General features: G+C 72.8%; 24 protein-coding genes. 14 read left to right on the forward strand and 10 right to left on the reverse strand.

The window, feature by feature from the left end; genetic code table 11:
• The 8 genes from HDA32_RS02540 to HDA32_RS02570 all read left to right on the forward strand — a co-directional run bounded on the left by HDA32_RS02540 (nucleotide 1) and on the right by HDA32_RS02570 (nucleotide 5,620).
• Nucleotides 1–462, forward strand: a complete 462-nt coding sequence (locus tag HDA32_RS02540; protein ID WP_179641632.1) for an SRPBCC family protein — start codon at nucleotides 1–3, stop codon at nucleotides 460–462.
• Between the two features lie 10 nt (nucleotides 463–472).
• On the forward strand, nucleotides 473–1,225 hold the full coding sequence (locus HDA32_RS02545; protein WP_179641633.1) for an SDR family NAD(P)-dependent oxidoreductase: 753 nt from the start codon (nucleotides 473–475) through the stop codon (nucleotides 1,223–1,225).
• The gene (locus tag HDA32_RS02550) at nucleotides 1,225–1,575 is read left to right on the forward strand and encodes an antibiotic biosynthesis monooxygenase family protein (RefSeq protein WP_179641634.1); all 351 of its coding nucleotides are present in this window, start codon (nucleotides 1,225–1,227) and stop codon (nucleotides 1,573–1,575) included. The genes HDA32_RS02545 and HDA32_RS02550 overlap by 1 nt, the downstream gene beginning before the upstream one ends.
• Nucleotides 1,572–1,886 carry an antibiotic biosynthesis monooxygenase family protein gene (locus HDA32_RS02555; protein ID WP_179641635.1) on the forward strand — a complete coding sequence of 105 codons (315 nt, stop codon included), beginning with the start codon at nucleotides 1,572–1,574 and terminating at the stop codon, nucleotides 1,884–1,886. Before HDA32_RS02550 ends, HDA32_RS02555 begins: the two co-directional genes overlap by 4 nt.
• 101 nt (nucleotides 1,887–1,987) lie before the next feature.
• Complete coding sequence (locus tag HDA32_RS31280) at nucleotides 1,988–2,119, forward strand: hypothetical protein (protein ID WP_281370360.1); 132 nt, start codon at nucleotides 1,988–1,990, stop codon at nucleotides 2,117–2,119.
• Nucleotides 2,119–3,804, forward strand: a complete 1,686-nt coding sequence (accD, locus tag HDA32_RS02560; RefSeq protein ID WP_179641636.1) for an acetyl-CoA carboxylase, carboxyltransferase subunit beta — start codon at nucleotides 2,119–2,121, stop codon at nucleotides 3,802–3,804. Before HDA32_RS31280 ends, accD begins: the two co-directional genes overlap by 1 nt.
• On the forward strand, nucleotides 3,801–4,244 hold the full coding sequence (locus tag HDA32_RS02565; protein WP_179641637.1) for an acetyl-CoA carboxylase biotin carboxyl carrier protein: 444 nt from the start codon (nucleotides 3,801–3,803) through the stop codon (nucleotides 4,242–4,244). The genes accD and HDA32_RS02565 overlap by 4 nt, the downstream gene beginning before the upstream one ends.
• Entirely contained in the window at nucleotides 4,241–5,620 is a 1,380-nt protein-coding gene (locus tag HDA32_RS02570) for an acetyl-CoA carboxylase biotin carboxylase subunit (protein ID WP_179641638.1), read from the forward strand. Before HDA32_RS02565 ends, HDA32_RS02570 begins: the two co-directional genes overlap by 4 nt.
• A gap of 37 nt (nucleotides 5,621–5,657) precedes the next feature.
• Here HDA32_RS02570 and HDA32_RS02575 read toward each other — a convergent pair whose 3' ends face one another.
• The 3 genes from HDA32_RS02575 to HDA32_RS02585 are packed head-to-tail and all read right to left on the reverse strand — an operon-like array spanning nucleotide 5,658 to nucleotide 8,320.
• Nucleotides 5,658–7,127, reverse strand: coding sequence for an FAD-dependent monooxygenase (locus tag HDA32_RS02575; protein ID WP_179641639.1), 1,470 nt, complete (start codon nucleotides 7,125–7,127; stop codon nucleotides 5,658–5,660).
• A complete protein-coding gene (locus HDA32_RS02580) occupies nucleotides 7,124–7,828 on the reverse strand; it encodes a SchA/CurD-like domain-containing protein (RefSeq protein WP_179641640.1) in 705 nt (234 codons plus the stop codon). Before HDA32_RS02580 ends, HDA32_RS02575 begins: the two co-directional genes overlap by 4 nt.
• Nucleotides 7,829–7,861: 33 nt before the next feature.
• The gene (locus tag HDA32_RS02585) at nucleotides 7,862–8,320 is read right to left on the reverse strand and encodes an anthrone oxygenase family protein (protein ID WP_179641641.1); all 459 of its coding nucleotides are present in this window, start codon (nucleotides 8,318–8,320) and stop codon (nucleotides 7,862–7,864) included.
• A 227-nt stretch (nucleotides 8,321–8,547) separates the two neighbouring features.
• On the opposite strand from HDA32_RS02585, the gene HDA32_RS02590 reads away from it, so the two are divergent.
• From HDA32_RS02590 to HDA32_RS02615, 6 genes are read left to right on the forward strand one after another with little or no spacing between them, the layout of a single operon-like run.
• A complete protein-coding gene (locus tag HDA32_RS02590) occupies nucleotides 8,548–9,006 on the forward strand; it encodes an anthrone oxygenase family protein (protein WP_179641642.1) in 459 nt (152 codons plus the stop codon).
• 31 nt (nucleotides 9,007–9,037) lie between these two features.
• The gene (locus HDA32_RS02595) at nucleotides 9,038–9,775 is read left to right on the forward strand and encodes an SDR family NAD(P)-dependent oxidoreductase (RefSeq protein WP_179641643.1); all 738 of its coding nucleotides are present in this window, start codon (nucleotides 9,038–9,040) and stop codon (nucleotides 9,773–9,775) included.
• A gap of 48 nt (nucleotides 9,776–9,823) precedes the next feature.
• Nucleotides 9,824–11,293, forward strand: coding sequence for a sialidase family protein (locus HDA32_RS02600; RefSeq protein WP_179641644.1), 1,470 nt, complete (start codon nucleotides 9,824–9,826; stop codon nucleotides 11,291–11,293).
• Nucleotides 11,290–12,084: an SDR family NAD(P)-dependent oxidoreductase gene (locus HDA32_RS02605; RefSeq protein WP_179641645.1), complete on the forward strand. Its 795-nt coding sequence runs from the start codon at nucleotides 11,290–11,292 to the stop codon at nucleotides 12,082–12,084. The genes HDA32_RS02600 and HDA32_RS02605 overlap by 4 nt, the downstream gene beginning before the upstream one ends.
• A gap of 25 nt (nucleotides 12,085–12,109) precedes the next feature.
• A complete protein-coding gene (locus tag HDA32_RS02610) occupies nucleotides 12,110–12,445 on the forward strand; it encodes an antibiotic biosynthesis monooxygenase family protein (protein WP_179641646.1) in 336 nt (111 codons plus the stop codon).
• Nucleotides 12,442–18,792: a type I polyketide synthase gene (locus HDA32_RS02615; protein ID WP_179641647.1), complete on the forward strand. Its 6,351-nt coding sequence runs from the start codon at nucleotides 12,442–12,444 to the stop codon at nucleotides 18,790–18,792. The genes HDA32_RS02610 and HDA32_RS02615 overlap by 4 nt, the downstream gene beginning before the upstream one ends.
• Nucleotides 18,793–18,846: 54 nt before the next feature.
• Here HDA32_RS02615 and HDA32_RS31670 read toward each other — a convergent pair whose 3' ends face one another.
• From HDA32_RS31670 to HDA32_RS02650, 7 genes are all read right to left on the reverse strand, one after another.
• Nucleotides 18,847–20,220: an NDP-hexose 2,3-dehydratase family protein gene (locus tag HDA32_RS31670; protein WP_312863008.1), complete on the reverse strand. Its 1,374-nt coding sequence runs from the start codon at nucleotides 20,218–20,220 to the stop codon at nucleotides 18,847–18,849.
• Nucleotides 20,217–21,041, reverse strand: a complete 825-nt coding sequence (locus tag HDA32_RS02625) for a sugar nucleotidyltransferase (RefSeq protein WP_179641648.1) — start codon at nucleotides 21,039–21,041, stop codon at nucleotides 20,217–20,219. The genes HDA32_RS31670 and HDA32_RS02625 overlap by 4 nt, the downstream gene beginning before the upstream one ends.
• A complete protein-coding gene (rfbB, locus tag HDA32_RS02630) occupies nucleotides 21,038–22,015 on the reverse strand; it encodes a dTDP-glucose 4,6-dehydratase (protein WP_179641649.1) in 978 nt (325 codons plus the stop codon). Before rfbB ends, HDA32_RS02625 begins: the two co-directional genes overlap by 4 nt.
• Before the next feature lie 563 nt (nucleotides 22,016–22,578).
• Nucleotides 22,579–23,355 carry an enoyl-CoA hydratase/isomerase family protein gene (locus HDA32_RS02635; RefSeq protein ID WP_179641650.1) on the reverse strand — a complete coding sequence of 259 codons (777 nt, stop codon included), beginning with the start codon at nucleotides 23,353–23,355 and terminating at the stop codon, nucleotides 22,579–22,581.
• Nucleotides 23,352–24,923 (reverse strand): tripartite tricarboxylate transporter permease, encoded by a 1,572-nt coding sequence (locus HDA32_RS02640; protein WP_312863009.1) that lies wholly within the window; start codon nucleotides 24,921–24,923, stop codon nucleotides 23,352–23,354. Before HDA32_RS02640 ends, HDA32_RS02635 begins: the two co-directional genes overlap by 4 nt.
• Complete coding sequence (locus tag HDA32_RS02645; protein ID WP_179641651.1) at nucleotides 24,887–25,417, reverse strand: tripartite tricarboxylate transporter TctB family protein; 531 nt, start codon at nucleotides 25,415–25,417, stop codon at nucleotides 24,887–24,889. The genes HDA32_RS02640 and HDA32_RS02645 overlap by 37 nt, the downstream gene beginning before the upstream one ends.
• Nucleotides 25,414–26,385 (reverse strand): tripartite tricarboxylate transporter substrate binding protein, encoded by a 972-nt coding sequence (locus tag HDA32_RS02650; protein WP_179641652.1) that lies wholly within the window; start codon nucleotides 26,383–26,385, stop codon nucleotides 25,414–25,416. The genes HDA32_RS02645 and HDA32_RS02650 overlap by 4 nt, the downstream gene beginning before the upstream one ends.
• Between the last annotated feature and the right edge of the window lie 16 nt (nucleotides 26,386–26,401).

Below are 26,401 nucleotides of genomic sequence, written 5' to 3' on the forward strand. Positions count from 1 at the left end.
TTGTCCGGACACACAGAGAACGCGGTCGTCATCAACGCTCCCCTCGACGTGGTGTGGGAGATGACCAACGACGTCGCCCGATGGACGGATCTCTTCACCGAGTACGCGAAGGCGGAGATCCTCCAAGAGCGCGAGGGCACCGTCCGGTTCCGGCTCACCCTGCACCCTGACGAGAACGGCGACGTGTGGAGCTGGGTCTCGGAGCGCACGCCCGATCCGGGGACGCGGACGGTCCGAGCGCACAGGGTGGAGACCGGTCCGTTCAAGTACATGTCGATCTTCTGGGAGTACACCGAGGTCGAGGGCGGTGTGCGGATGCGTTGGCTGCAGGACTTCGAGATGAAGCCGCAGGCGCCGGTCGACGATGCGGGCATGGCGGAGCGGCTGAACCGCAACTCGCCCATTCAGATGCGGGCCATCAAGGAGCGGGTCGAGGCCGCCGCGGCGGCCGAGGCCTCCTGAGGAGGGGACGATGGACATGGACCTGAAAGGCAAGACAGCCCTGGTGACCGGTGGGGTGCGCGGTGTCGGCAGGGGGATCGTCCTCACTCTGGCGCGCGCCGGCATGAACGTGACCACCTGCTACCGGCAGGAGTCGGAGGCCGTGGAGACCCTGCGGCGGGAGCTGAAGGAGACCGGTGGCCGGCACCACGTCGTCCGGGCCGACCTCTCCGACCCCGGGGAGGTGGAGTCCCTGCTGGACCGCTGCGCCGAGCACGCCGGCTCGCTGGACCTCGTCGTCAACAACGCCGGGGTGATCAGCCACGTTCCCTACGCGGAACTGCCTCTGGATGAGTGGAACCGCGTCGTCGCGACCAACCTGACCGCTCCCTTCCTGGTGATCCGGCATGCGCTGCCGCTGCTCGGCGAAGGCGCGTCGGTGGTGAACATCGGTTCCAAGGCGGCCGAGGTGGGGATCCCCATGCGGGCCCACTACACGGCGACGAAGTCCGCGCTGGTGGGGTTGACCCGATCGCTCGCCAAGGAGCTGGGGCCCAAGGGCATACGGGTCAACGTGCTGGCCCTCGGCGTCATCGAGACCGAGGCCATGGAGGCGATGCCCGAGGAGCAGCGCAGCGCGATGCGGGAGCGCTACGAGGCGAAGACCGCCCTGGGACGTCTGGGAACGCCGGAGGAGGTGGGATCGGCCGTGCTGTTCCTCGCGGGACCGGCCTCCCGCTACGTCACCGGGGCCACCGTGCACGTCGACGGGGGGATCACCTGATGTCGGCGGATGTCTTCCGGGTCATGCTCCGCATGGAGATCCACGCCGGCAAGCGGGAGGAGTTCGAGCGTACGTGGCTCGCCATCGGCGACTCCGTCACCTCGCATCCCGCGAACCTGGGGCAGTGGCTGTCGCGGGACGCCGAGGACCCCGGTGTCTACTACATCGTCAGTGACTGGGAGTCCGAGGCGCGGTTCCGGGAGTTCGAGACCAGCGAGCGCCACCTGAGGCACAGGGAGAAGCTCCACCCTTACCGCAGCGCAGGGGCGATGACCGTCATGCACGTCGTCTCCCACCTGCCCGGGACCGGTGCCGCCCGCACCCATGAGGAGTGGGAGGCGGTCCGGTGAGCGAGGTGCGCGTCCTCGTCTACCACCAGGCAGGCGACGCGGCCGGTGTCGAGGCCGCCTACCACCGGGTCAGCGCGCGGATGCGCGGTGTCCCCGGGCTCCTCGGCAACGAGCTGCTGCGCTCGGTGACGGACGCGACGGGGTTCGTCGTCCTCAGCAGGTGGTCGGGGATCGAGGCGTTCCAGGCGTGGGAGGCCGGGGCCGCGCACCGAGCTGACACGACCCCGCTGCGCCCTTACCGCGACACCCGGATGGAGGCCCCCTTCGCCCTGTACGAGGTGGCGGCCTCCTATCCGGAGACCGGCCCGTGACCGCCGGCGGGAGACCCGCCCCCGGCGCCTCCCCCCGCCGGCCGGGGATTCCCGCCGGCGGGGGGAGGCGGCGCCGAGCGCTGTGGATCGTCGCAGAGGCCTTGTACTTCTACGGGTGCGCCGTCTCGGCGTGCTCGGTGAGCCCTTGGCCGTTCCCCGGCGCCGATCCGAGCCGCGGCGAGGGCGGCGAAGGGATGGAGCGGCTCGAACCCCGGACCGAGGAGGAGAACTGATGACGATCGCCACCACGCGTTCGGCCGCGACGTCGGAATGGACACAGTGTAAGAAGTGCCGCACCCTCGTCTACACCAGGCGGCTGCTCCGCGCGCACCGGGTCTGCCCTGAGTGCGGGAACCACGCTCCGCTCACCGCGGAGCAGCGGCTCGGCGACCTCTTCGGGGACGCCTCCTGGACCGAGGTCGCCGCTGCGGAGACCGAGGAGGACCCGTTGGGCTTCGTGGACCTGCACCCCTATCGGGAGCGGCTGGCCGAGGCGCGGGCGAGGACCGGTCTGCGCGACGCGGTCGTGGTCGCCCGGGGAGAGATGTACGGGGGCCGCGTCGTCGTCGCCGTGATGGACTTCCGCTTCCTCGGCGGGAGCATGGGCGCCTCCGCCGGGGAGGCGGTCGTGGCGGCCGCGGAGGCGGCGCTCGCCGAGAGGTGCCCACTCATCCTGGTGACGGCCTCGGGCGGGGCCCGGATGCAGGAGGGGCTGCTCTCCCTGATGCAGATGGCCAAGACGAGCAACGCGATGGCGGCCTTGGACGAGGCCGGGCTCCTGACCGTCACCCTGGTCACCGATCCGACGTACGGAGGCGTGGCGGCCTCCTTCGCCACCCAGTCCGACGTCATCCTGGCCGAGCCCGGGGCGAGGCTCGGGTTCGCCGGTCCGCGCGTCATCGAGCAGACGATCCGCCAGCGCCTGCCGGAGGGGTTCCAGACCGCGGAGTTCCTGCTCGCTCACGGTCTGCTGGACGACGTCCGGTCCAGGGCCGGGCAGCCGCACACGCTCAGCGTCCTGCTCGCGGCGGCCCGCCCGGTGGACCCCGAGTGGGGCATCGGAACCGCCGATCCCGTGATCAGGGACCCGGCGTCGCTCCCCCGGCGGCCGGTGCGGGAGGTGATCCGCTCGGCCCGGGAGCCGGCGCGGCCCACCGCGACGGATCACCTGGACATCTGGGGGGCCCGGTTCGTCGAGCTCCACGGGGACAGGGCGGGCCGCGACTGCCCGGCGGTCCTGGGCGGGGTGGCGCTGCTCGGCGGCCTCCCCTTCGTCTTCATCGCCCACCACAAGGGGCACACCCCCGCGGAGATGGCGCGGCGCGAGTTCGCGATGCCGTCCCCGGCCGGGTACCGCAAGGCGGAGCGCCTGATGCGGCTCGCCGACAAGCTGGGGCTGCCGGTGGTGACGCTCATCGACACCCCGGGGGCGCATCCCGGGATCGATGCGGAGGAGCATGGGCAGGCCAACGCGGTGGCCTCCTGCCTGCGGACCATGGGCGCGCTCAAGGTCCCCGTCGTCGCCGTGGTCACCGGCGAAGGGGGGAGCGGCGGAGCACTCGCGCTCGGCGTCGCCGACGAGGTGCTCGCCTGCGAGAACGCCTTCTACTCGGTGATCAGCCCCGAGGGATGCGCGGCGATCCTGTGGAAGTCCACCGACGCGGTCGAGGAGGCGGCGGAGTCGCTGCGGATCGACGCGCCGTCGCTGCTGCGCATCGGGGCGGTGGACGGGGTGGTCCCCGAACCGCCCGGCGGGGCCCACAAGGACCCCGAGGCCGCATCGGCGAACGTACGCGACGCGGTGACGGCCGCGCTCCGGCGGCTGCGCGGTCGATCGGCGGCCGATCTGGTCTCCGCGCGGCGCCGCAGGTTCCGCCGGTTCGGTCTGGTGCACGACTCCGAGGGGACGACGGTATGAATGGGACGGACGGGGAGAAGCTCATCGCGGCGCTCTCGAAGACCGTGGACGAGCTGATGAGGACGGCCGCCCGGCAGCCGGTCCGGGTGAGCGTGCGCGTCGGGGACGCGGCGATCGAGGCCGAGTGGCCGACGGCCGGGGGCGGTCCGGCGGAGGAGGAGCCGAAGGAGACGCAGGCCGCGCCGGAGGAGGGCACCACCGTCAACGCCTCCTTGGTCGGCACGTTCTACCGGGCCTCCGAACCCGGGGCTCCTCCGTTCGTCGACGTCGGGGACGTCGTCCAGGCCGGGCAGCAGATCGCGATCATCGAGGCGATGAAACTGATGATCCCGGTCGAGGCGGACCGATCCGGCACGCTGCTCGACGTTCTCGTCGGCGACGGCGAATCGGTCGAGTTCGACCAGCCCTTGTTCGCCCTCGCCGTCGAGGAGAGCGCATGAGTGCGCGGCGGAGGTCGATCGACACGGTCTTCGTCGCGAACCGCGGAGAGATCGCCTTGCGCGTGGTGCGCGCCTGCAAGGAGATGGGAATACGCAGCGTCGTCGGCTACTCGGTTCCCGACGCCGACACCGCGGCCGTGCGGGCCGCGGACACGGCGGTGCGGATCGGTCCGGCGGACGGCCGGCGAAGCTACCTCTACCCGCCGGCCCTGATCGAGGCGGCCCTGCGCAGCGGGGCCCAGGCGGTCCACCCCGGCTACGGCTTCCTGGCAGAGGACCCGGAGTTCGCCGAGATCTGCGCGCAGAACGGGCTGATCTTCGTGGGTCCGGAACCGGCGGTGATGGCGATGCTGGGGGACAAGGTCCTCGCCCGGCGGATGATGTCCGAGATCGGTGTGCCGGTACTGCCCGGCACGGCCGAGCCGGTCGCCGGTGACCGAGCCGTGCTCGACGAGGCCGCGCGGATCGGTCTTCCGCTGATCATCAAGGCGGCGGCAGGCGGAGGCGGGCGCGGCATGCAGGTCGTGACGGACCGGGACGCGCTCCTGCCCGGATACCGGACGGCGCGGGTCTCGGCCCGGGAGTACTTCGGCGACGACCGTGTCTACCTGGAACGCTACTGGGAGCAGGTGCGCCATGTGGAGGTCCAGGTCCTCGCCGACGGCCACGGGACGGTCCTGCACCTGGGAGAGCGGGACTGCTCGGTGCAGCGCAGGCACCAGAAGCTCATCGAGGAGACCCCGGGACCCGGGCTCCCGCCGTCGGTCGCGGAGCGGCTCGCCGAGTACGCGGTCCGCGGCGCGCGCGCCGCGGGCTACACCGGCGCGGGAACGTTCGAGTTCCTCGTGGCCGGAGACGAGATCGCGTTCATCGAGGCCAACTGCCGTATCCAGGTCGAGCATCCGGTGACCGAGGTGGCCACCGGGGTGGACCTGGTACGCGAGCAGCTACTGGTGGCGGCGGGCGAGCGGCTCTCCTTCGGGCAGGCCGACGTTCGGCCCCGGGGCACGGCGATCGAATGCCGGGTCAACGCCGAGGACCCGGAGCGCGGGTTCGTCCCCAGCGGCGGCCGGCTGGACGAGTTCGCCCCGCCCGGCGGTCCGTTCGTCCGGGTGGACACCCACGGGTACCCCGGGGCGACGGTCACGCCCGATTACGATTCGCTGTTGGCGAAGGTCATCGTCTGGGGGCCTGACCGTGACCAGGCCCTGAACCGGATGGAACGCGCTCTCGGCGAGTTCCGGATCGCCGGGGCCGGGGTGCGCACGACCATCCCCCTGCTTCTGGACGTGCTGCGTGACCCCCGCTTCCGCGCGGGCGCGTGCACGACGTCCTACCTGGACGGGCGGGATGTCGTCGGCGCGTCGCCGAACTGAGTGACCGGGCCGGTGGGGCGGGGCCGAGAGCGCGGCCCTACCGGCCCGGTCGCAGCGCCCCCGCGAGGAAGCCGAGAAGTCCCTCCTGCTCGGCCGCCTCCCCCCGCCACGCGACGTGGCCGTCCGGACGGACCAGCATCAGCCCGCCCGGTCGGCGGGCGCCGGAGGGCGCGGCGGTGAGCAGCCGGACCCGTCCGGGGAACCGGGAGGCGAGGCGGCGCCGCAGGATCCGGGCCGTCTCCGCGGCAGCGTGATCCTCCGGAGCGGCGAGGAGCACCGCGCTCCACTCCGCGGCGCCGCGGACCAGTCCGAACAGCCCCTGGGGTCCCGCGCCGCGCACGGGGACCGCCGGCAGCGGCTCGCCCGCGCCATCGGAGACGAGTCGGCCGGGCGGGTGCCGCACCGCGGGCTCGGTGCGCATGTCCACGACGCGCGCGAGCAACCGGCCGCGCAGGGTCGCGATGTCCACCGCGGAACCGTAGCCGAAGATCCGGTCGGTCCGTTCGAACAGCGCGAGGGCCGCGGCGCGCCGCTCCGCCGCGTACTCGGCGGGGAGCCCTTCGTCGCCGTCTCGGATCGCGCCGGCCAGCATCCATCCGAGGGAGAAGGCGTCCTGCAGGCCGGAGTTCAGCCCGTGCACGGGCATGGGGAAGCGTTTCGCCGCGTCGCCGACGAGCAGGACGCGGCGCGACCGCCGGATGTCCGTGACGATCCCCTCCGGGCGGGTCCGCCACAGGGTGCCCGGTACGGGTGCGATGCGCAGCCCGGTGATCGCGGCGGCGGTGTCGGCGACGGCCCGGGCGGAGGGCGTGGCGCCGCCCTCCACTCCGAGGAAGAGGCGGTGGACTCCGCCGGAGACCGGGATCAGGCCCGCGTGGCCGGCCTCCAGGCGGTAGATGTGCTCCTCGTCGGCGGGGAGACCGGCGCCGCCGACCCGCACGTCGGCGAGGACCCACTCGGTGCCCTGGTATCCGCGTTGGACGGCCGCGCCGGCGCCGGTGCTCAACGCGGGAGGCCCTGAGCGGCCGGACGCGTTCACCAGCCAGCCGGCCGCCGTCCGGGTCGTTCCGGAGGGACCCCGGACGACGACGTCGACGCCGTCCCCGCGGTCCACCGCGTCCAGGACCTCCCAGCCGTACTCGACCAGGGTGCCCAGGGCCGCCAGGCGCTCGGTGAGCAGCCGTTCGAGTCGGCTCTGGGCGAGCAGGACCGGTTCGGGGAAGGGCGCGTCGGGGGCTGACACGCCGACCGCGGCGCTCTCGCCCCCGATGTGGAAGACCTTGTGCCGCAGAGGCAGGAGGCCTTCCGCGCGGTCCACCTCGACGCCCGCCCAGGACAGCACCTCCAGGCTGCGCTGCCACAGAGTGGGGCAGCGCGTCTGGACGTGCGGGCCGCCGGGGCGCGCATCGAGGATCCTGCAATGGATTCCGCGTCTGGCGAGCTCGACGGCGCACAGCAGCCCCGAGGGGCCGGCGCCGGCGATCAGGACCTCGGGCGCCGTCGTCATCGTGCGGCGGCCCCCGTGTCGATCCGGTCCATCCGGATCGTGGGGAAGGCCCGCAGGAACTCCTCCGGTGAGGAGGAGCCGTGCGTGCCGCGCAGATAGGGGGCGAGGCGGCGCTCGATCTCCGGGCGTCCGGGACGGTCGGCCATGTAGCGCGCCACGTCGTCGAGGTCGCCGTCGTAGCCGACCACGCGCACCATGTCGGAGCCGCTGACGAACACGGCGACGCCGTGGAGCAGGCCGCTCCGGCGCCCCTCGCGGTCGCTGAGGGTCGGGCGCCGTTGAGGGCGGACCGCGGTGAAGACCTCGGCGATGGCCGACTCGTTCCCGGGCTCCACCGGGTAGTGCAGGGCGGCGAGCGAGGCGTGCTCCGGCCGCGCGATACGCTGCTGCACCCGACGCGCCGTGCGCCCCCGGAACACGCCGGCGGCGGGGGCGCCGACGAGGAAGGGGGCCAGCCCGCGGTCCAGTGCGACCGCGTCCGGATCCTCGGCCAGGGCCGCTGCGGGGTCGCCGGGGTCGGCCGCGAACTGGAAGGCGCGGAACAGGACGTCGCCCTTGAGGAAGGCCGCCCGACCGGTCGGGCGGGGCATGCGGGCGGGCGGCGCGGCGGCGCCGTCAGAAGCGGCGGTGCGGGCCAGGACGCCGCGGACGTCGTCCCGGCTGCCGGGCAGGATGCGGTCGAGGACCGCGGTGAAGGACATCGGGGCACTCCTCCGTGGGCGGTGCGGGCCGGCTCATGAGGCGACGAGGATCGCGCAGCCGGTGGCGAGCAGGGCGAGGACGGCGAAGACGGTGCGCAGCGTGTGCCACCGCCGCCACAACGGGCGCGGGTCGTCCCACTCCTCGGGGACGGGGTCGGTGGGCGTCCGGCCGACCCTCCGGTTGATCGGCACGTTCCCGAACTGCGACACGACCTGCACCCCGACCAGACAGACGCCCGCGACCGCGAACAGGAGGCGCGCCGCGGGCACGGGCGCCAGGAACACCAGAGTCGCGTCCGCGAGCAGCGCGACCGTGACGATCAGCGGCATGTGCGGGTGGTAGCCCTTCCCCAGGGCCCGGTGGGTGACGATGTAGCGCCCGGGCTCCATCGCGGCCAGGGCGGGCAGCACGCTCACCGCCACCGCGAAGAAGACTCCCGCGACGATCCCGGTACCCAGCACCGAGACGAGGCTCAAGGCGTTGTGGACCATGTGCGTCCTCCCGGTCGGTGAACAGGCGCGGCGCGCTCCTCCTGCCGGCGATCCTCGGCCCGAGCCCTCGCGAACGCCTGGAGGGCCGGTGGGGCGCATCGGGGCGAAAGCGGTGCTCCACCGCCCCACGAGCGGCCGTCGAGCACCCCTGCATAGCGTCGCTCCGCATCACCGGGCCTCGCCGGACCAGTGGCCCCGGGAATCGACGGACGTGAAGGAGGTCTCTGTTGGTCGAGGTTCTCGTCCCGCTGGTGATCTGCACCAACGGTGTGGCCGCCGGAGTCTTCGCGGGAACGCTGCTCGGCGGGGTCCCGCTGCTCCTCGCCCTCCCACCGGACCGCTATATCCACGCCCACCGGTTCCTCGCGACCCGGTACGACCCGTTCATGCCGGTGACCCTCGCCGTGACCGTCGTCCTCGACGTCCTCCTGGCCGGCTTCGCGGAGGGGGTGGCGGCCCGCGTCCTGTTCGGCCTGGCGGCGGCCACGCTCGTCTCGGTGATGGCGGTGTCCCTGACCAAGACCGTTCCGATCAACAAATGGGTGGTCGGCCTCGACCCCGAGGCGGTCCCGCGGGACTGGCACAGCCGCGACCCCCGCGCGCAGTGGAAGCGCTGGAACACCGTCCGCAGCTACCTGTGCGCGGCCGGGCTGATCGTCAACCTCGCGGCCGCCGTCTCCCTGTGACGCGCCGGCCCCCAGGACTGGAAGGAGACCCGTGACGACGGGACTGAGCGGGAGGAACGTCCTGGTCAGCGGCGGAACACGCGGGCTGGGGCGAGCGGTGGTGGCGCTGCTCGCCGAGGTCGGCGTGAACATCGTGACCTGCGCGCGCGATCCGGCCGGGGCGGACGCCCTGAGCGCGGAACGCGCGGTCGCGGTCCGCAACGGCGGCGGACTCACCCTGGTCGGCGCGGACACCGCGACGTCCGAGGGGGCGGAGCGGGTGGCCCGGGTGTGCGCCGATCGGCTCGGCGGCCTGCACGCCGTGGTCAACAACGTGGGCGGGATGTGGAGCGCGCCGTTCGGGGAGCTGACCCACCGGCGGTGGCAGGAGACCCTCGCCGCGGACCTGGGGTCGGCTCACCTGACGACGCGCGCGGCCCTCCCGCTCCTGCACGACGGCGCGTCGGTCGTCAACGTGGGGAGCGCGGCGGTACTGCGAGGGCTTCCCCGGCACGCCCACTACACCGCGGCGAAGGCCGGACTGCACGGGCTCACCCGTTCCCTGGCCCGCGAGCTGGGCCCCCGCGGCATCCGGGTGAACCTGCTCCTCCCCGGGGTGATGGCCAACGGCGACGCCCCGCCGCCCCCGATGGCCGAGCGCCTGCGGTCGCTGACCGCTCTCGGGCGCCTGGGCACCCCGGAGGACGTGGCCGGCGTGGTCGGCTTCCTGCTCGGTGACGGCGCCGCCTACATCACCGGGGCCGAGATCACCTGTGACGGCGGCATCTAAGGACCCGGAGCGCCCTGAGGGCACCGGCGAGAAACGAGGAGGATGGACATGAGCAGATCCCGCACTCTTATCGGCGCGGCCACACTGGCGATGCTGATGACCGGCGTGTACGCGCTGCCCGCCGAGGCCGAGGGGGGAGGGAACAATGGCCTGGGGCCCGTCGCCGTCTCAGGTGAGAGTCCCTTCGAGGCCTGCCCGGGCGAACCGGGCGCCTACACCGCCAACGCCGAGACCGAGCCGTGGATCGCGGTGAACCCGCTTAATCCGCGGAACATCGCGGTGGCGTGGCAGCAGGACCGCATGGCGGGGGGCAGCTCCCGAGGCATCGTGGTCGCGGCCAGCCATGACGGCGGCGACAGCTGGGAGAGCACGCCGCTGCCCGGCTTCGACCCCTGCGCCCTGGAGGAGGGCGACCCCTCCTATCGGGGGACCAACCCCTACCTGTCGTTCACCGCCGACGGCGCGCTGATCGCATCGGTCACCTCCATCGGGGACACCTACCGGGTGGTCACGGTCCGCTCCGACGACGGCGGCCGCTCCTGGGACGAACCGGTGCTCCTCGTCGACGACCCCCGGGACCAGGCGCACGACAAGCAGTCCACCACGGCCGACCCCGACGACCCGGACCGGGTGTACGCGGTGTGGAACGCCATGGACATCCCGGCCGAGGAGCACACCCTGCTGCTCGCGCGCAGCGATGACGGCGGCCGGACGTGGGAGGAGCCGCGGTCCGTCTACCGTCCCGAGGCCCCGGCCGGGACCGTCGGTGCGCAGATCCTCGTCCAGCCGGACGGGTCGCTGCTCTCCGTCTTCTTCGAGAGCGACCACGCGATCGGCGGTCCGCCGTCGGAGGACCTTCCCGAGAAGATCCGCGCCATCCGCTCCACCGACGGCGGCGACACCTGGTCGGACCCGGTGACCGTGGCCGACATCGAGCTCAACATCCCGCTGTTCCCCGACACCGGGGAGCAGCTCGTGGCGCCGGGCCTGGTCCCCGACGTCGCGATGGATCCGAAGACCGGCGCGGTGTACGCGGTGTGGGCCGATGCGGGGATCTCGACCAGCGGCAGCGCCATCGGTATCTCCGCCTCGACCGACGGTGGGCGGACCTGGACCGAGTCCCGCCGGATCGACAAGACGCCCGACTCCCCGTACGGCGGGACCGGGCAGTCCTTCCTCCCGCAGGTCGAGGTGGACAGGCGGGGCCGCGTCGCCGTCACCTACTACGACTTCCGCCGCGACACCCCCGCTCCCGGAGTCAAGACCGACGTCTGGGCGGCCGTCTGCGACACCGGCGACTGCGTCACGGACGACCGGAGCAAGTGGGACGAGAGCCACATCGGCGGCTCCTACAAGGGGCTGGAGGACACCAGCCGGTTCTTCGGCGGGCCGTTCATCGGCACCTACACGTCCCTTGCGACCAACAGCCGCGGGTTCCTGGCGGCCTACACCGCTCCCACCGGGAATCCGGACAACCCGCAGGACATCGTCGTCTCCGGATTCCGGTTTCGGCGGTGAGGGCCGGCGCCGGACCCGTGGCGGCCCCCCGGCGGGCACTGGTCACCGGGGCGTCCTCGGGGCTGGGCAGGGCGTTCGCGCTGGGGATGGCCGCCCGGGGGGTCGACGTGGTGCTGGTCGGCCGCGGCGCCGACCGGCTTGAGGCACCGGCCGAGGAGGTCCGCGCGGCCGGCGCCTCGGCCGAGGTGCTGGTCGCCGACCTGGCCGGCGAACCCGGTCGTCGGTCGGTCGCCGAGCGGATCGCCGACGGGACCGCGCCGGTCGACCTCGTGGTCAACAGCGCCGGCCTGCTCGGCCGCATCGCACCGCTCGCCGAGCAGGAACCGGCGGACCTGGAGGAGGCGATCGCCGTCGGCATCACGGCGATCGTGGACCTGACGCGGGCGTCGGTCGCGGCGATGCCCGCGCGCGGCGGAGGCGCCGTGCTCAACGTCTCCTCCTTCATGGGCTACGTCCCGGCGCCCCAGGGCGCCGTGTACGCGGCGGCGAAGGCGTTCACCACCTCGTTCAGCGAGAGCGTGCACTGCGAGGTCGCGGGGCGGGGCGTGCACGTGACCGCGCTGTGCCCCGGGTCGGTCCGCACGGGGCTGCACCGGGATTCCGGCCGGAGCGGCGGGCGGCTGGGCCGCTACCTCGAACCGGACACGGTCGTCGAGGAAGGGCTCGCCGCGGTGCGGGCCGGCGAGCCGATCTGCGTGCCGGGGATGGAGTACCGGATCAAGGTCAAGCTCGGTGCCGTGCTGCCGCGGGCGGCGGTGCGCAGGCGGGTCCTGCGGATTTGGCGCCAGTGAGGCGACGCCGGAAAGGGAGAGGGCCATGAGTTCGCGAGCACGGGTGCTGGTCTGGCACCGCGGTGATGACCCCGGCGCCGTCGTGCGCGCCTACGCCGAGGTCAGCGGGGAGTTGGCGCGCATCGACGGCCTCGAAGGCACGGAGCTGCTGTTCGGCGTCTCCGGCGGAGACGGGATCGTCCTCCAGATGTTCTTCAGCGACATGGAGGCGTTCCGGAGATGGGAGCGCAGTCCGCGGCATCGGGCGGCGACCTCTCCCATGCGGCGCTACCAGGACCGGTCGCGGCCGGGCGGCCATTACGAGATCTACGAGGTTCCCGAGTTCGACGCGGGTGAGAGCGAAGGGCGGCAGTGCCGATGAGTGGACGGGCGGCGGACGGCGGATCGGCGATCGCGATCGTCGGTCTCGGGCTGAGGTATCCCGGCGGCCGGGGCGTGCAGGGCTTCTGGGACATGCTGATCGAAGGGCGGGACGCGATCACCGAGGTGCCCCGCTCGCGCTTCGACGCCGACACGGTCTATGACGAGAACCCTTCGCCGGGGCGGGCCACCACGCGGTGGGGCGGCTTCCTGGACGGCATCGATCTGTTCGACGCGGACTTCTTCGGCATCAGCCCCGCCGAGGCCCGAAGCATGGACCCCCAGCAGCGCATGCTGCTGGAGGTCGCCTACGAGGCACTGGAGGACGCCGGGGTCGCCCCCGACCGCCTGGCGGGGACACCGGCCGGTGTGTTCATCGGCATGATGAGCGGGGACTACTGGGAGATCCAGACGAGCGACCCGAAAGGGCTGGACCTCTACTCGCTGAACGGGGCGCATTTCCGCGCGAACGCCGCGGGCCGGCTCTCCTACGCCTTCGACCTGCGCGGCCCGGCGGTGACCATAGACGCGGCGTGCGCGTCGTCACTCGTCGCCGTACACACGGCCGTCCGCAGTCTGCGCCGGGGCGAATGCTCGCTCGCCCTGGCGTGCGGGGCCAATCTCGTCCTGCTCCCCCACGACGCGGTGGGCTACTCGCAGGCGGGGATGATGGCCGCCGACGGGCGGTGCAAGTTCGCCGATGCGCGTGGGGACGGATTCGTGCGCAGCGACGGCGTCGGCGTGGTCGCCCTGCGCCGGCTGGAGGACGCGCTCGCCGACGGCGACCGGATCCGTGCGGTGATCCTCGGCAGCGGTGTCAACAACAACGGCCGCAGCGGCGGCCACCTCTCGGCACCCAGCCGCACCGCCCAGCGCGACCTGCTGCGCTCCGTCTACGCGGAGGCGGGGGTCGACCTCTCCGACGTCGACTTCGTGGAGGCGCACGGCACCGGCACCCGGGTGGGCGACCCCGCCGAGCTCGGCGCGCTGGGCGAAGTGCTGGGGCCCGGCCGGGACCGTCCGCTGCTGGTCGGATCGGTGAAAACGAACATCGGGCACACCGAGGCCGCAGCCGGGATCGCCGGCCTGGCCAAGGCGGTGCTCGCCTTGGAGCACGGCGTGCTCCCGCCGTCCCTGCACCTCACCGAGCCGAACCCGCTCATCCCCTGGGACGAGCACCCCCTGGAGGTGCCCACGGAACCGGTCCGTCTCCCCGACCGCGGCCGACCGGCCGTCGCCGGCGTCGATTCGTTCGGCATCAACGGAACGAACGCCCATGTCGTCCTGGCCGCGGTGCCGCCGGCCGAGGCCGCCGCGGAACCGGCGGCGCACGGCGGGGAGTCCTCCGCGGGGCGTGCCCTCCTGCTGCCGCTGTCCGCGCGCCGCCCTTCGGCGCTGCGGGAGCTCGCGGGCGCCTATCTTTCCCTGCTCTCCGAGGAGGCGAGTGCGCCGCGCCTGCTCGATCTGTGCCACAGTGCGGCGACCCGGCGCCAGCACGACGAGGCGCGGCTCGCGGTCGTCGCCGACTCCGCCGAGGGCATGGCCGACGCGTTCCGCGGCCACCTGGACGGCACGCACACGGGGGCGGTGCGCACCGCGGACGAAGCTCCCGCGGAGCCGCCGGGCGTGGTCATGGTCTTCCCAGGGCAGGGCGGGCAATGGCCGGGCATGGGGCGCGAGCTGATGGAGACGGAGCCGGTGTTCGCCGCGTCCATGGCCCAATGCGACGAGGCCATTCGGGCGGAGACGGGATGGTCCGTCATCGAGCTGCTGGAGGACGGTGACCCGGAGCGGTTCGGTGAACTCGACGTCGTCCAGCCGGCGCTGTGGGCCATGGAGGTGAGCCTGGCGTCCCTGTGGCGCTCCTGGGGCGTGCGGCCCCGCGCCGTCATCGGGCACAGCATGGGCGAGGCCGCCGCGGCGGTGGTCGCCGGCGCCCTGACGGTGCCCGACGCGGCCGCCGTGATCTGTCGGCGCAGCCGGATCGCCAAGAGGCTGGCCGGCCACGGCGCGATGGGGTGGGTCGAGCTCCCCGAGGCGGACGTCCAGACCGCCCTGTCCGGATACGGGACCCGGGTCTCCGTCGCGGCGTGCAACAGTCCGCGCTCCACCGTGATCTCGGGCGCTCCCGACGCCGTCGACGAACTGCTGGCCGGCTTCGAGGGCCGGGGCGTCTTCTGCCGCCGGATCAACGTCGACTTCGCCTCGCACAGCCCGCAGATGGACGACATCGCGGACGAGTTGCTGACCGTGCTGTCCGAGGTGCGGCCCGAGCCCGCAACGGTGCCGATCCTGTCCACCGTCACCGGCGAGACCACCGACGGCTCGGGAATGGACGCAGCCTACTGGGCCGACAACATCCGGCGCCCGGTCCGGTTCGACACCGCCGTTCGGCGTGCTCTCGAAGCCGCCGAAGGTACCAGTGAGACGGTGTTCATCGAGGTGGGGCCGCATCCCACCGTCATCCCGTCCATCGAAGAGACGCTGCGGGAGGCTGACGGTCAGGGAACCGCGGTCGCCTCCCTCCGCAGGGAGGAGCCCGAGCGGGCCCGCATGCTGGACGCGGCGGCCGTTCTCTACACCGCCGGGGCACGGCTCGCCTGGGACGCGGTGCTCGGAGAGGGCGGGCGGTTCACTCCGCTCCCGGCCTACCCGTGGCAGCGGGAGCCCTACTGGAACTCCGGTTCGCCGTCCACCGCCCCGGCCCTCGCGCCGCGCCCGACCCACCCGCTCCTGGGGGACGGCGCCGCCGCCCCGTCCGGCAGGGTCCGCTGGGAGGCCGAACTGGACCTGGGGCGCAACCCCTTCATCTCGGGGCACCTCGTCCAGCGGACCGTCGTGGTCCCCGGGACCGCCTACCTTGAGATGGCCCACCAGGCGGCCTCCGAGCTGCTCGGCGACGGGCCGGTCGAGGTCGGCGACGTCGTCTACGAGCGCGCCCTGACGCCTCGGCCCGGGGACGCGGGCGTCATCGCCGCCGAGGCCGGAGCCTCCGGCGACCGACGCGACTTCGAAGTGGTCGGCCGCGGCCCCGGCGATGACCGGTGGGAACGGCACATGGCGGCGCGCCTGTCCATGCCGCCGGGCCGGCCCGACGGCACGCTGCCCGTGGACCGGCTGCGCTCCGCGCTCTCCGAGCGGGTCGCGAGCGCGGACTTCTACACCGCCGCGTCCGAGCGCGGCAACCAATGGGAGGGCGATTGCCGGGGCGTCGCCGAGCTCTGGCTGGGGCCGGGGGAGGCGCTGGCCCGGATCAGCGCCCCCGAACGGGTGGCGGCCGAGCTCGATGGCCACCGGTTCCATCCCGCGCTGCTCGACGCCTGCCTGCAACCGGTCTCGGCGCTGCTTCCCGACGCGCTTCCAGGGCAGGAGCACGCCTGGTTCCTCAAGGGGGCTGAGCGCGTGCGTTTCTACCGCCGCCCAGGCACCGCTCTCTGGTCGCACCTGGTCATGCGGGAGGGCGGGGACCGGGTCGACGTCCGCATCGCCGCCGAGGACGGGACGCTCGTCGCCGACGTGCGCGGAATGGAGATCCGGTTCCTGAACGGCGCGCGGAGCGGGAGCGGCGGCGCCAGGGACTGGTTCTACGAGCTGCGCTGGTCTCCGGCGCCCCGGCGGGAACCGGCCCCGCCCGCCGAACCCGGCTCCTGGCTCGTCCTGGCCGGCACGGGGCCGGAAGGCGGGCAGGTCGCCGAGGCGCTGAAGCGCGCCGGCCATTCCGCCTCCGTCCTGGTTCCGGACGGCGCGCGCGGTACCGACCGCGCCATCGAGGAGGCCGCCGGCCGAGGGCCCTGGCGGGGCGTCGTCTACCTGCGGGCCTTGGACGCACCTGGTATCGACTCCGACGAGCCCGGTGCCGCCGACAGGGCCGAGTCGCTGACCGGTGCGGGCGTACACGGGCTGGTCCGGGCGCTGGCGGCGCACCCCCTGCCTGGCGGGCCCGGACTATGGCTGGTCACCCGCGGCGCCCAGTCGGCGGGGAACCCCGGAGCGGATCCGTTCCAGGCGCAGCTGTGGGGGATGGGCCGCTCGCTCGCCCAGGAGGACGGCGCCCTCGGCGTGCGCCTCGTCGACCTCGACCCGCGGGGTGGCGGGATCGAGGCCCTGGTGGAGGAGATGACGGCGCCCGGTCGGGAGGACCAGCTCTGCCTGCGCTCCGGGGAGTGGCTCAGCGCTCGCCTGGTCCCCTGCGACCGTGCGGCGGCGGGGACGGAGCGGCCGCGCGCACTGGTGGCCGACTCCGCGGTACGAGCGGTCGCCGGAACGGCACGGGAACGGGTGGCGCCCGCATCCGACCAGGTCGAGATCGCCGTCGACTACGCCGGCCTCAACTTCCTCGACGTGCTCAGGACGCTGGGGACCTCCTTCGGGGGAGAAGGAGAGGCGGAGTCGGTCCTGGGACTGGAATGCGCGGGGACCGTCGTGCGGACCGGCACCGAAGTGTATGGCCTCGAAGTGGGGCAGCGTGTCGCGGCCATCGCCCCCGGGGCCATGTCCACGCACGTCACGGTATCCGCCGACCTGGTCCGGGCCTATCCCGCGCACCTCAGCGCCGCCGAGGCGGCGACGCTCCCCGTCTCCTACGTGACGGTCTACCGCGCGCTGTGCGAAGTCGCGCAGGTCCGCGCGGGCGAGACGGTGGTCGTCCACGGGGCCACCGGTGGGACCGGTCTCGCCGCGATGCAGGTCGCGCGCTGGAGGGGAGCCCGTGTGCTGGCGACCGCGGGGAGCGAGGAGAAGCGCGAGCTCCTCCGGTTCCTCGGGGCCGCGGCCGTCGCGGACTCCCGTTCCCTCGATTTCGTCGAGGAGTTCCGCCGGGCGACGGGCGGCCGGGGCGCCGACATCGTCCTCAACACCCTGGCCGGCGAGGCACTGGAGGCGAACCTGTCCCTGCTGGCACCGTACGGACGGCACGTCGAGCTCGGGAAGAGGGACATCAGCGAGGGGGAACGCATCGGATTGCACGATTTCCAGCGCCAGTTGTCGTTCCACGCGGTGGACGTCCGGCGGATGGTCGTGGAGGATCCCGAGCGGGCCGGGGCGCTGCTTGAGCGGGTCCTGGAGCTGGTCGGTGACGGCGTGCTGGGACCGCTGCCCTACCGCGCCTTCCCCGCCGAACGCGCCCGGGAGGCGTTCGACCTCATGAAGCGGGCGCGGCACAGGGGCAAGATCGTATTCGGCATGTCCGGTCATCCGGTCGCCGATGCGGAGCGGGCGGGCGCCGGGCTCGCCGTGCGGGCCGACGCCACCTACCTCATCACCGGGGGCGCGGGCGACCTCGGCAGGGCGCTCGCCATCCGGCTCGTCGACCGCGGGGCACGCCACCTCCTGCTCATCGGGCGTTCCGCACCGGCACCGGGGAGCGCGGCAGCCGGCGACCTGGACGCCCTCCGGAGGCGAGGCGCCCGGATCGAGTTCGCCCGGGCCGACTGCGCGGACGAGGAGCGCCTGCGCTCGCTCTTGGAAAGACGGGCCGCCGAGGGGCTGCCTCCCGTGCGGGGCGCGGTGCACGCGGCCGGCGTGCTCGAGCCGGCTCCGCTCGCGGAGCTCACCGACGAGGAGTTCGCCGCCGCCACCCGGGCCAAGGTCCGCGGCGGCCGGGCGCTGCACCGGGTACTGGCCGGTGCGGACCTCGACTTCTTCGTCCTGTACTCGTCGGCGTCGGCGGTCATCGACTCGCCGCTCATGGCCGCCTATGCGGCGGGGAACGCGTTCCTGGACGCTTTGGCGCACGACAGGCGTGCGGCGGGGCTCGCCGCCACCACGGTCGGCTGGGGTTTCTGGGAGGGCGCCGGGATGGCGCATCGAGTGGCCGAGCGCCAGGAGCGGACGATCATGCCCCAGGGAGTCGAGGGCTTCGGTCTGCGGGAAGGGCTGGAGGTGCTGGAGCGGCTGGTCGCGGACGGGGCGGTACAGACGGTCGTGATGCCGACGGACTGGCAGGAGTGGGCGCGCGCGCATCCGGGGCCCGCCGCCCGGCCGGTGTTCGACGTCGTCGCTCGCCGGGGGACCGCTGAGCCTGCTCCCGTGCCCGCGCCGCGAGAGCCCGCCGCCCCCGGGGCCGCGGTACCGGAGGCCGGGCCGTCGCGGGGCGGTGAGCTGCGCGACTATCTGCAGGAGCAGGTCGCCGGCGTGCTCGGCGTCCGCGCGGATCAGGTCGGTTTCAAACGACCGCTGAACCGGATCGGCCTGGATTCGCTGATGGCCGTGGAGCTCCGCAACAACATCCGCCGCGACCTGGGCGTCACCGTCCCGGTGGTGAAGATGGTCGGGAGCGGGACCCTGGCCGACGTCGCCTCAGCCATCGCTGAGCAGCGGGACGGCGCGGAGGAGTCGGCGGCCGAATGAGGCCGGCGCCCCCGGCGGCCGTCCCGCCGCCGGGGGCGGGACGGCCGCCGCCGTTCACCAGAGGGTGTGCAGGCAGGCGAGCAGCGTCCGGGCCTGGACGCTGACCGGGCCGGAGCTCTGGCAGAGGCCGATCAGCTGCCCGGGGGTCGCCCAGGAGAAGCGCGGGTCGGCCTCGGCCTCGGCCGCGGTCGGTGCGTCCGCCTCGACGATCATGTAGCGGCTCCGGGCGTGGTGGAAGCGCCCGCCCTCCTCCGACTGCACGACGTCGTAGCGGACCCGCTTCTCAGGGGCGGTGAGCACCGCGTCCAGGAACGGGGGGCGCTGCTCCCGGGAGAGGCCGGCGAAGTCGCCGGTGTCGCACTGAACCGTGGGCCCCAGTTCGGCGCCCGCGGCGAGGCCGGGCTCCCAGTGTGCCCCGACCAGGACGTGGAGCACCCCCTCGACCCGCCTGACGAGGAACGCCGACACCCCCACGCCGACCGGGGCGAGGAGCGGCTGGTCCCAGCGGCGCACCTCGCGCCCGCTCGCATGGGCGGTGACGGCGATGATCCGGAAATGGCGGCCCGCCCCATGCCGGACCTCGTCCGCTTCTCGGTGCCATCCGTCCACCTGCCCCAGGGCGATCCGGCGGACCTCCGCCCACCGGTCGGCGCGGACGTCGTTGAGGCGGGTGAGCAGTTCGCCGATGGTGTGCGGCGCGCCCGCATCGGAGGGGCGCAGGGAGCGCGCCAGCGACGCGCCGAACGACTCCCCCGCGTCGGAGGCGCGTTCGGCCGTCTCGTGCAGTGGCAGGCAGGCCAGCACCGAACGGGAGTCCATGTTCACCAGGTCGGGCTCGCGGAGCAGCGCTTTGAGCGTGTGCAGCGGTATCCACCGGTGGTCGTCGCCGGGGGCGGCGACGACCCCGTCGGGCGCCTCGACGACGATGTTCCGGTTGCTCTTCCGGTCGAACCAGGCGCCCTGCTCGGACTGGAGGGCGTCGGTCAGGACACGGCCGGATCTGGGCGGGAGGAAGTGCTCGATGTGGCGCACACCCCTCCCTGCGTGCACGCGCGTGTAGTTGCTCGGGGTGGCCTGCACCGTGGGCGACAGCTGCACCAGGCCGAAGTTGCCCGGTTCCATCTTCACCTGCATCAGGAACTCCGGTTCACCGGCCCGGTCCCGGCGGACCAGCATCCCGAGGATTCCGCTCTCCGGCTGGACGATGACGGGCCGGCTCCATTCGCGCTCGGTGGCGCCGTGCCGTATGCGCAGTCCTTCGACGCTGAAGAAGCGGCCGCTCACGTGCGCGAGGTTTCCGGTGTCCGGATGGAAGCGCCAGCCCTCCATTCGGTCGAAGGGGACGCGTCGCACGCCGAGGCCGTCGGCCGATCTGCGCTCCGCGATCCACCGGCGGACCTCGTCCGGCCGGTGGAGGAGGCCGCTCACCTGAGACCTCCGGCCGTGGAGCGGGCGGGCCCCGATCCGATGTAGCCCAGTCGGCGGGCGATGTCCTCGGGACTGCCGATGCGGACCCCCTCCCGCTCCCGGAGAGTCCGCGCGAAGAGTCCGGCGTCGAGCAGGGAGTCGGGGGTTCCCGCGTCGAGCCACACCGCGTCCTCGCCGAGCCCGGCCAGGCGGGCGCGCCCCTCCGCGACGAACCTCCGGTTCAGGTCGGTGATCTCGAGTTCTCCGCGGGCGGAGGGGGACAGTTCCCCGGCGTACTCCACGGCCTCCGGGGAGTACATGTACAGCCCCGTGACGGCGATGTCGCCGGGGGGAACGGAGGGCTTCTCCCGGATGTCCAGGAGCGCGCCGTGCGCATCGAGGACGGCCACTCCGAAGCGCTCGGGGTCGGGCACCCGGTGGCCGAACAGGACGCACCCGTCGACCCGGGTCGCCTCCCTGCGCAGCACCGCCTCCAGATCCGGACCGTGGAAGAGGTTGTCTCCGAGGACCAGGCAGACGGGCTCACTTCCGGCGAAGTCGGCTCCGATAACGAGTGCTTCGGCGATTCCGCGGGGTTCGTCCTGTTCCGCGTACGCCATCCGGAGGCCCAGCCGGGAACCGTCGCCGAGCAGAGCGCGGAAGCGCGGAAGCTGGTCGGGGACGCCGATCAGCAGGATGTCGCGGATTCCCGCGAGCATCAGCACGGACAGCGGGTAGTGGACGAGGGGCTGGTCGTACACCGGGAGAAGGTGCTTGGAGGTGGTGGCGGTGAGCGGGCCGAGCCGTGAGCCGGCCCCGGCCGCGAGCAGGATCCCCTTCACCGCGCCCCTCCTCCCGCGATCGGCGCCCACCAGTCAGGGTTGTCGCGGTACCAGTCGACGGTCTCGGCGAGGGCAGGGGAGAACGCGCGCTCCGGCGCGAACCCGAGCTCCTCCTGGATGCGGGTCCAGTCGATGGAGTAGCGGCGGTCGTGGGCGGGGCGGTCGGGGGCGCGCTCGATCGCGTCCGGAACCGCCCCGGTCTGTTCGATGAGGAGCCCGACCAGGTCGCGATTGGTCATCTCGGTTCCTCCCGCGACGTTGTAGACCGTCCCGCTCCGCCCTTTCTCCAGCACGAGGCGGACGGCGTTGCAGTGGTCGTCGACGTGGAGCCACTCGCGTACGTTCAGGCCGTCTCCGTAGAGCCGGACCTTGCCGCCCTTGAGCAGTTCCGTGATGGCCAGCGGGATGAGCTTCTCGGGGAACTGGCGCGGCCCGAAGGTGTTCGTGCACCTGGTGATCCGCACGTCCAGGCCATGGGTGCGGTGGTAGGCGAGCGCCATGAGGTCACCCGCCGCCTTCGACGCCGCATACGGCGAACTGGGAACGAGCGGGTAGGACTCGGTGGCGGTGTCCTCTTCCATGGAGCCGTACACCTCGTCGGTGGAGACCTGGACGAACACCGGTACACCGTTCCGCCGGGCCGCCTCGAGGAGGCTCTGCGTCCCGGCGACGTTGGTCCGGACGAAGGCGACTCCGTCGGCGATGGATCGGTCGACATGGGACTCCGCGGCGAAGTTGACGATCGCATCGTGCCCGCGCAGCAGATCGAGCATCGCGTCGGCGTCGGTGATGTCGGCCGCGACGATGCGAAGGCGCGGGCCGTCCTGGGCCAGGTTGGCGCGGCGCCCTGCGTAGGTGAACGCGTCGACGACCGTCACCTCGGCGCCGGCCAGCGCGGGGTACCTGTTGTCGAGTACGGATGAGACGAAGTGCGAACCGATGAATCCGGCACCGCCGGCCACGAGGAGACGCACGTTATTCCTCCTTAACCGCTGTGCTGCCGTGCCCCGCCTGCGGGGGCCGAGAGAGGGACGGGCACCACCGCCGGGCGGCTTTCCGCTCGGCGGTGGAGCCACGCGCCCCCTTCACAGTGAGGGGAGGTTCTCGATCTCCTCTCGAAGGCACCTGGAAACGACCGGGGCCGGCGGGCGGTCCAGCCCGCGACGAGGGAGGTCACGCAGTGCGGGCAGTAGGAGCCGCAGCCCGGATCCATGACGGATGCTCTGTATCGGGTGCGATGGATGCTCTCATTCCCGGGAAGGACGAGAAACACGGCGGTATCGAGGAAGTACCCCCGATGAGCTGCGCGAGCGTGCGTCCCGGATGGCCATGGACGCTCACCGGGAGACGTGCAGGCCGGACTGCGGGAAGGAGGCGCACCGCTGCCCGGAGGTCCGCCGGCCGTGTCCGCAGGACCGCCGCGGTCCGGCAGCGGTGGCACCGTCCACGCTGACGCGCGCGGGCGAGAATCCGAAGACCAGCGGATTCTCGCCCGCGCTGCGCCGGCGGGCGTGGGCGGAATCGGCCTGCGGCGCCGTCAGCGGCCGGTCCAGTGGGTGGTCTCCTTGGTGAGGAAGCCCCGCACGCCGGCGGCGAAGTCCTCGCTGGCGAAGACGCCGGCGACGATGTCGTCCCCGTCGGGCAGCGCCGCGGTGCGCATCCGGCGGACGGCCTCCTTGGCCGCCCACATGGACAGAGGGGCGTGCCCGAGCAGCCGCTCGACGGTCGCGCCCGTGCGTTCGTCGAGTTCTTCCGCGTCGCACAGCTCGGCCACGAAACCGGCCGCATGCGCCTCTTCGGCGGTGAACAGGCGGGCCCGGAGCAGCATGTCCAGGGTCCGGCCGGGGCCGAGGTGGTGCAGCAGCAGCGAATAGGTGTTCATGGACAGGCAGTTGCCGATCGTGCGGGCGACCGGGACCCCGAACCGTGCGCTGCGGTCGGCGATCCGGAGGTCGCACACCGCGGCGATCGCCAGCCCGCCGCCGACGCAGAACCCCTGGACGGCGGCCACGGTGGGCACCCGGACGGTCTCCAGCCGGGAGACCACCCTGGTGATCTTCTCCTCGTAGGCGATCCCGTCGGCGCCTGTCGTGAACTCGGTGAACTGGGAGATGTCGGTCCCGGCGACGAAGGCCGCCGACCCTGCGCCGCGCAGCAGCATGGCGCGCACGGCGTCGTCGCCGTCCGCCGTCTCGCACGCGGCGTACAACCCCTCGTACATGTCCCAGGTCATGGCGTTGCGGGCCTCGGGACGGTTGAATGTGACGGTCAGCACCGGACCTTCGCGGCCGATGATGATCTCGTCAGCGCTCATCGCTCCTCCTCGCTGTCGTTGCGGCCTCCGACCGGCGCCGCGGAGCCTACGTCGGCGGTCCGGCGGCGTCCGCGCACCGCCGACACCGCGGACGGTCCCGCGGCCAGCGCCGCGGCGAGCACCAGGATGCCCACGGCGATCGGGCTCTGGCCGACCAGGGCGAAGCTGCCGTCCCCCAGCGCCGACGTCTGCACGAGCGCCTTCTCGAACAGCGGACCGAGCACCAGCCCCAGGACAAGCGGTGCGATGGGCAGGTCGTAGAGCTTCATGAAGTAGCCGATGACGCCGAAGACGAACACGATCCACACGCTGTACAGGCTGTTGTCGATGGAGTAGGCGCCGACGAAACTCGTGCAGATGATGAGCGGGTACATGTAGGCGTAGGGGATCCGCAGCATCTGCGCGAACAGCGGAGCCAGCGGCAGGTTGAGCACCAGCAGGATCAGGTTGCCGATGAAGAAGGACGCCAGCAGGCCCCAGACCAGGTCCGGCTGGTTCTCGAACATCAGCGGGCCGGGCTGCACCCCGTAGACCAGCAGCGCTCCGAGCAGGATCGCCGTTGTCGCGCCGCCGGGGATGCCCAGTGCGAGGGTCGGGATGAAGTTGGCGTTGGCGGCGGAGTTGTTCGCGCTCTCGGGCGCCGCGACGCCCTCGATGGCGCCCTTGCCGAACTCGCCGCGGTGCTTGGAGACCCGTTTCTCCACGCCGTAGGCCATGAACGACGCCAACGTGGAGCCCGCGCCGGGCAGGCAGCCGAGCAGGAACCCGATGAGGCTGCCGCGCATGATCGGTCCGCCGGAGCGCCTGAGCTCGGTGCGGGTGATCATCAGGTCGCGGAATCCGGCCCGGATCGGCGCGGACTCGCCGACGCGGAGCTGGTACAGGACCTCGCCCACGGCGAACAGGCCGATCATCACCTCGACGAACGGAATGCCGCCCAGCAGGTTCATGCTGCCGAAGGTGAACCGGGACTCCGCCGTGGCCGCGTCGATGCCGACCGTGGCGAGGAGCAGGCCGAGGCCGGCCATGGCGAACCCCTTGGCCCTGGAGTCGCCGGAGAAGCTGACGATCGTCGCCATACCGAGGATGATCACCGCGAGGTTCTCGGCCGGGCCGAAGTTCAGTGCGAACCCGGCGAACAGCGGTGCCAGCGCGGAGAGGAGCAGGAGGGAGGCGATGGCGGCGACGAAGGAGCCGATGGCCGCGATCGACAGTGCCGCGCCGGCGCGCCCCCGCTTGGCCATCTGGTAGCCGTCCAGGGTCGTCGCGACGCTGGACGCCTCGCCCGGCGTGGAGATCAGCACCGAGGTGATGGTCCCGCCGTACTGCGCGCCGTAGTAGATGCCTGCCAGCATGATCAGCGCCGTGACCGGCTCGAAGCCGAGCGTCAGAGGCAGCAGCACGGCCACGCCGGTGCTGGAGCCCAGACCGGGCAGCAGTCCGATGACGGTTCCGGCGAGGACGCCCACGAAGCACCACAGCAGGTTCTCCGGGGTCAGGGCGGTACTCAGCCCGCTCATCAGGTTGTCGATCACGGTGCGGCCCAGCTTCCCGGGGTCAGGGTCCACCCGGGGAGGGGGACGCCGAGGAGGATGCCGAAGACGACCTGGACGGCGGTGACGACCGCCAGTGCGATGCCCAGGGACACGTACCAGCGCCGCTTCTCCACCACCGTGGAGATCACGGTGATGTAGACGCCGAAGGCGGTCAGCAGGCCGACATAGGGGAGGGCCGCGACCATGGCCAGCGTCACGGCGAAGACGATGCGCAGGTTGCGGGCGCGCTCGGCGGGGCCGCGGCCCCGCGCGTCGGTTCCGGTCGGCCGGTCCGGCGCCGGTGTGCCGCCGGTGAGGGCGCGCCGCAGTCCGACGGCGAACAGGATGCCGCAGGTGAGCAGGATGACCAGGCCGACGGTCAGCGGGAGGAAACCGGCGCCGATGCGTCCTTCGTCGCTCCAGACGCCGTAGCCGACGGCCGCGACGGCGGCGGCGGCCCCCAGGCCGGTCAGCACCCCGAAGGCGATGAGCTGTCCGTGGCGGGCGAGGGGAAGGGTCGCTCTCATGGGTTCAGCACCCTTTCCAGTCGGGAGCTGCTGTCTTCGAGGTAGGCGCGGAACTCGTCGCCGTACAAGGGGTCGGGCTGCAGGTAGTTGTCCCGCATGTAGGCGTCGTAGGCCTCGGTCCCCATGAACTCCCGGCCGGCCGCCGTCCAGTGCTCGGTGGCCTCCTCGGAGATGCCTCCGGCCGCGATCAGCCCGCGGAACTGGCCGTAGGAGACGTCGATCCCCTCCTCCTTCGCGGTGGGGATGTCGGCGAGTTCGTCGTAGGCGTAGCGCTCGTCGGCGAAGACGCACAGCGCCCTGAGGTCACCGGAGTCGAGCTGGCCGAGGACCTCGCTGGGGTTGAGCGAGGCGATGTCGATCTGCCCGCCCAGCAGCGCGGTCATCACCTCACCGCCGGACTCGAAGGGCACCCGGTCGAACCGGGCGTCCTCGGCCTGCTCCACCATCGTGAAGACGACGTTGTCCAGGCCGGTGGCGCCCGAGACGCCGGCGACCACGCGCTCCGAGCGCGACCTCTCCACGATCTCGGCGCAGCTGGTGAAGGGGGACCGCGCGTCGACCACGAGCAGGGTGAAGTCCTCGCCGATGCTCATGATCGGGGTGAAGTCGGTGTAGTCGAACTCGGTGTCCGCGGTGAGCGGCAGGGCCAGCATCGCCGTCTCGGTGGCGAGCAGGTAGTTGGGATCGCCGGCCTTGCTCAGCAGGTGCGAGTAGCCGATCGCCCCCGCGCCGCCGTCGCGGTTCTCGACGGTGACGTTGGACGAGGTCGCCTCTTCGAGGCCGGCGGCGATGGTGCGGCCGGCGATGTCGCTGCCGCCTCCCGCGCCGAAGGGCACGATCATGGTGGTCTCGTCGGAGAGGGCCGCGGCGCCGGCGGCGCCGGTGGTGGCACCGCCCGCGCAGGCGGACGTGCCGAATACGAGGAGCAGGGCCGCCGTGCCGGCGGTGGTGCGGCTTGTGCGCATCATCAGCCTCCTGGTCCGG

The sequence above is a fragment of the Spinactinospora alkalitolerans genome, assembly GCF_013408795.1.
Taxonomy (GTDB): domain Bacteria; phylum Actinomycetota; class Actinomycetes; order Streptosporangiales; family Streptosporangiaceae; genus Spinactinospora; species Spinactinospora alkalitolerans.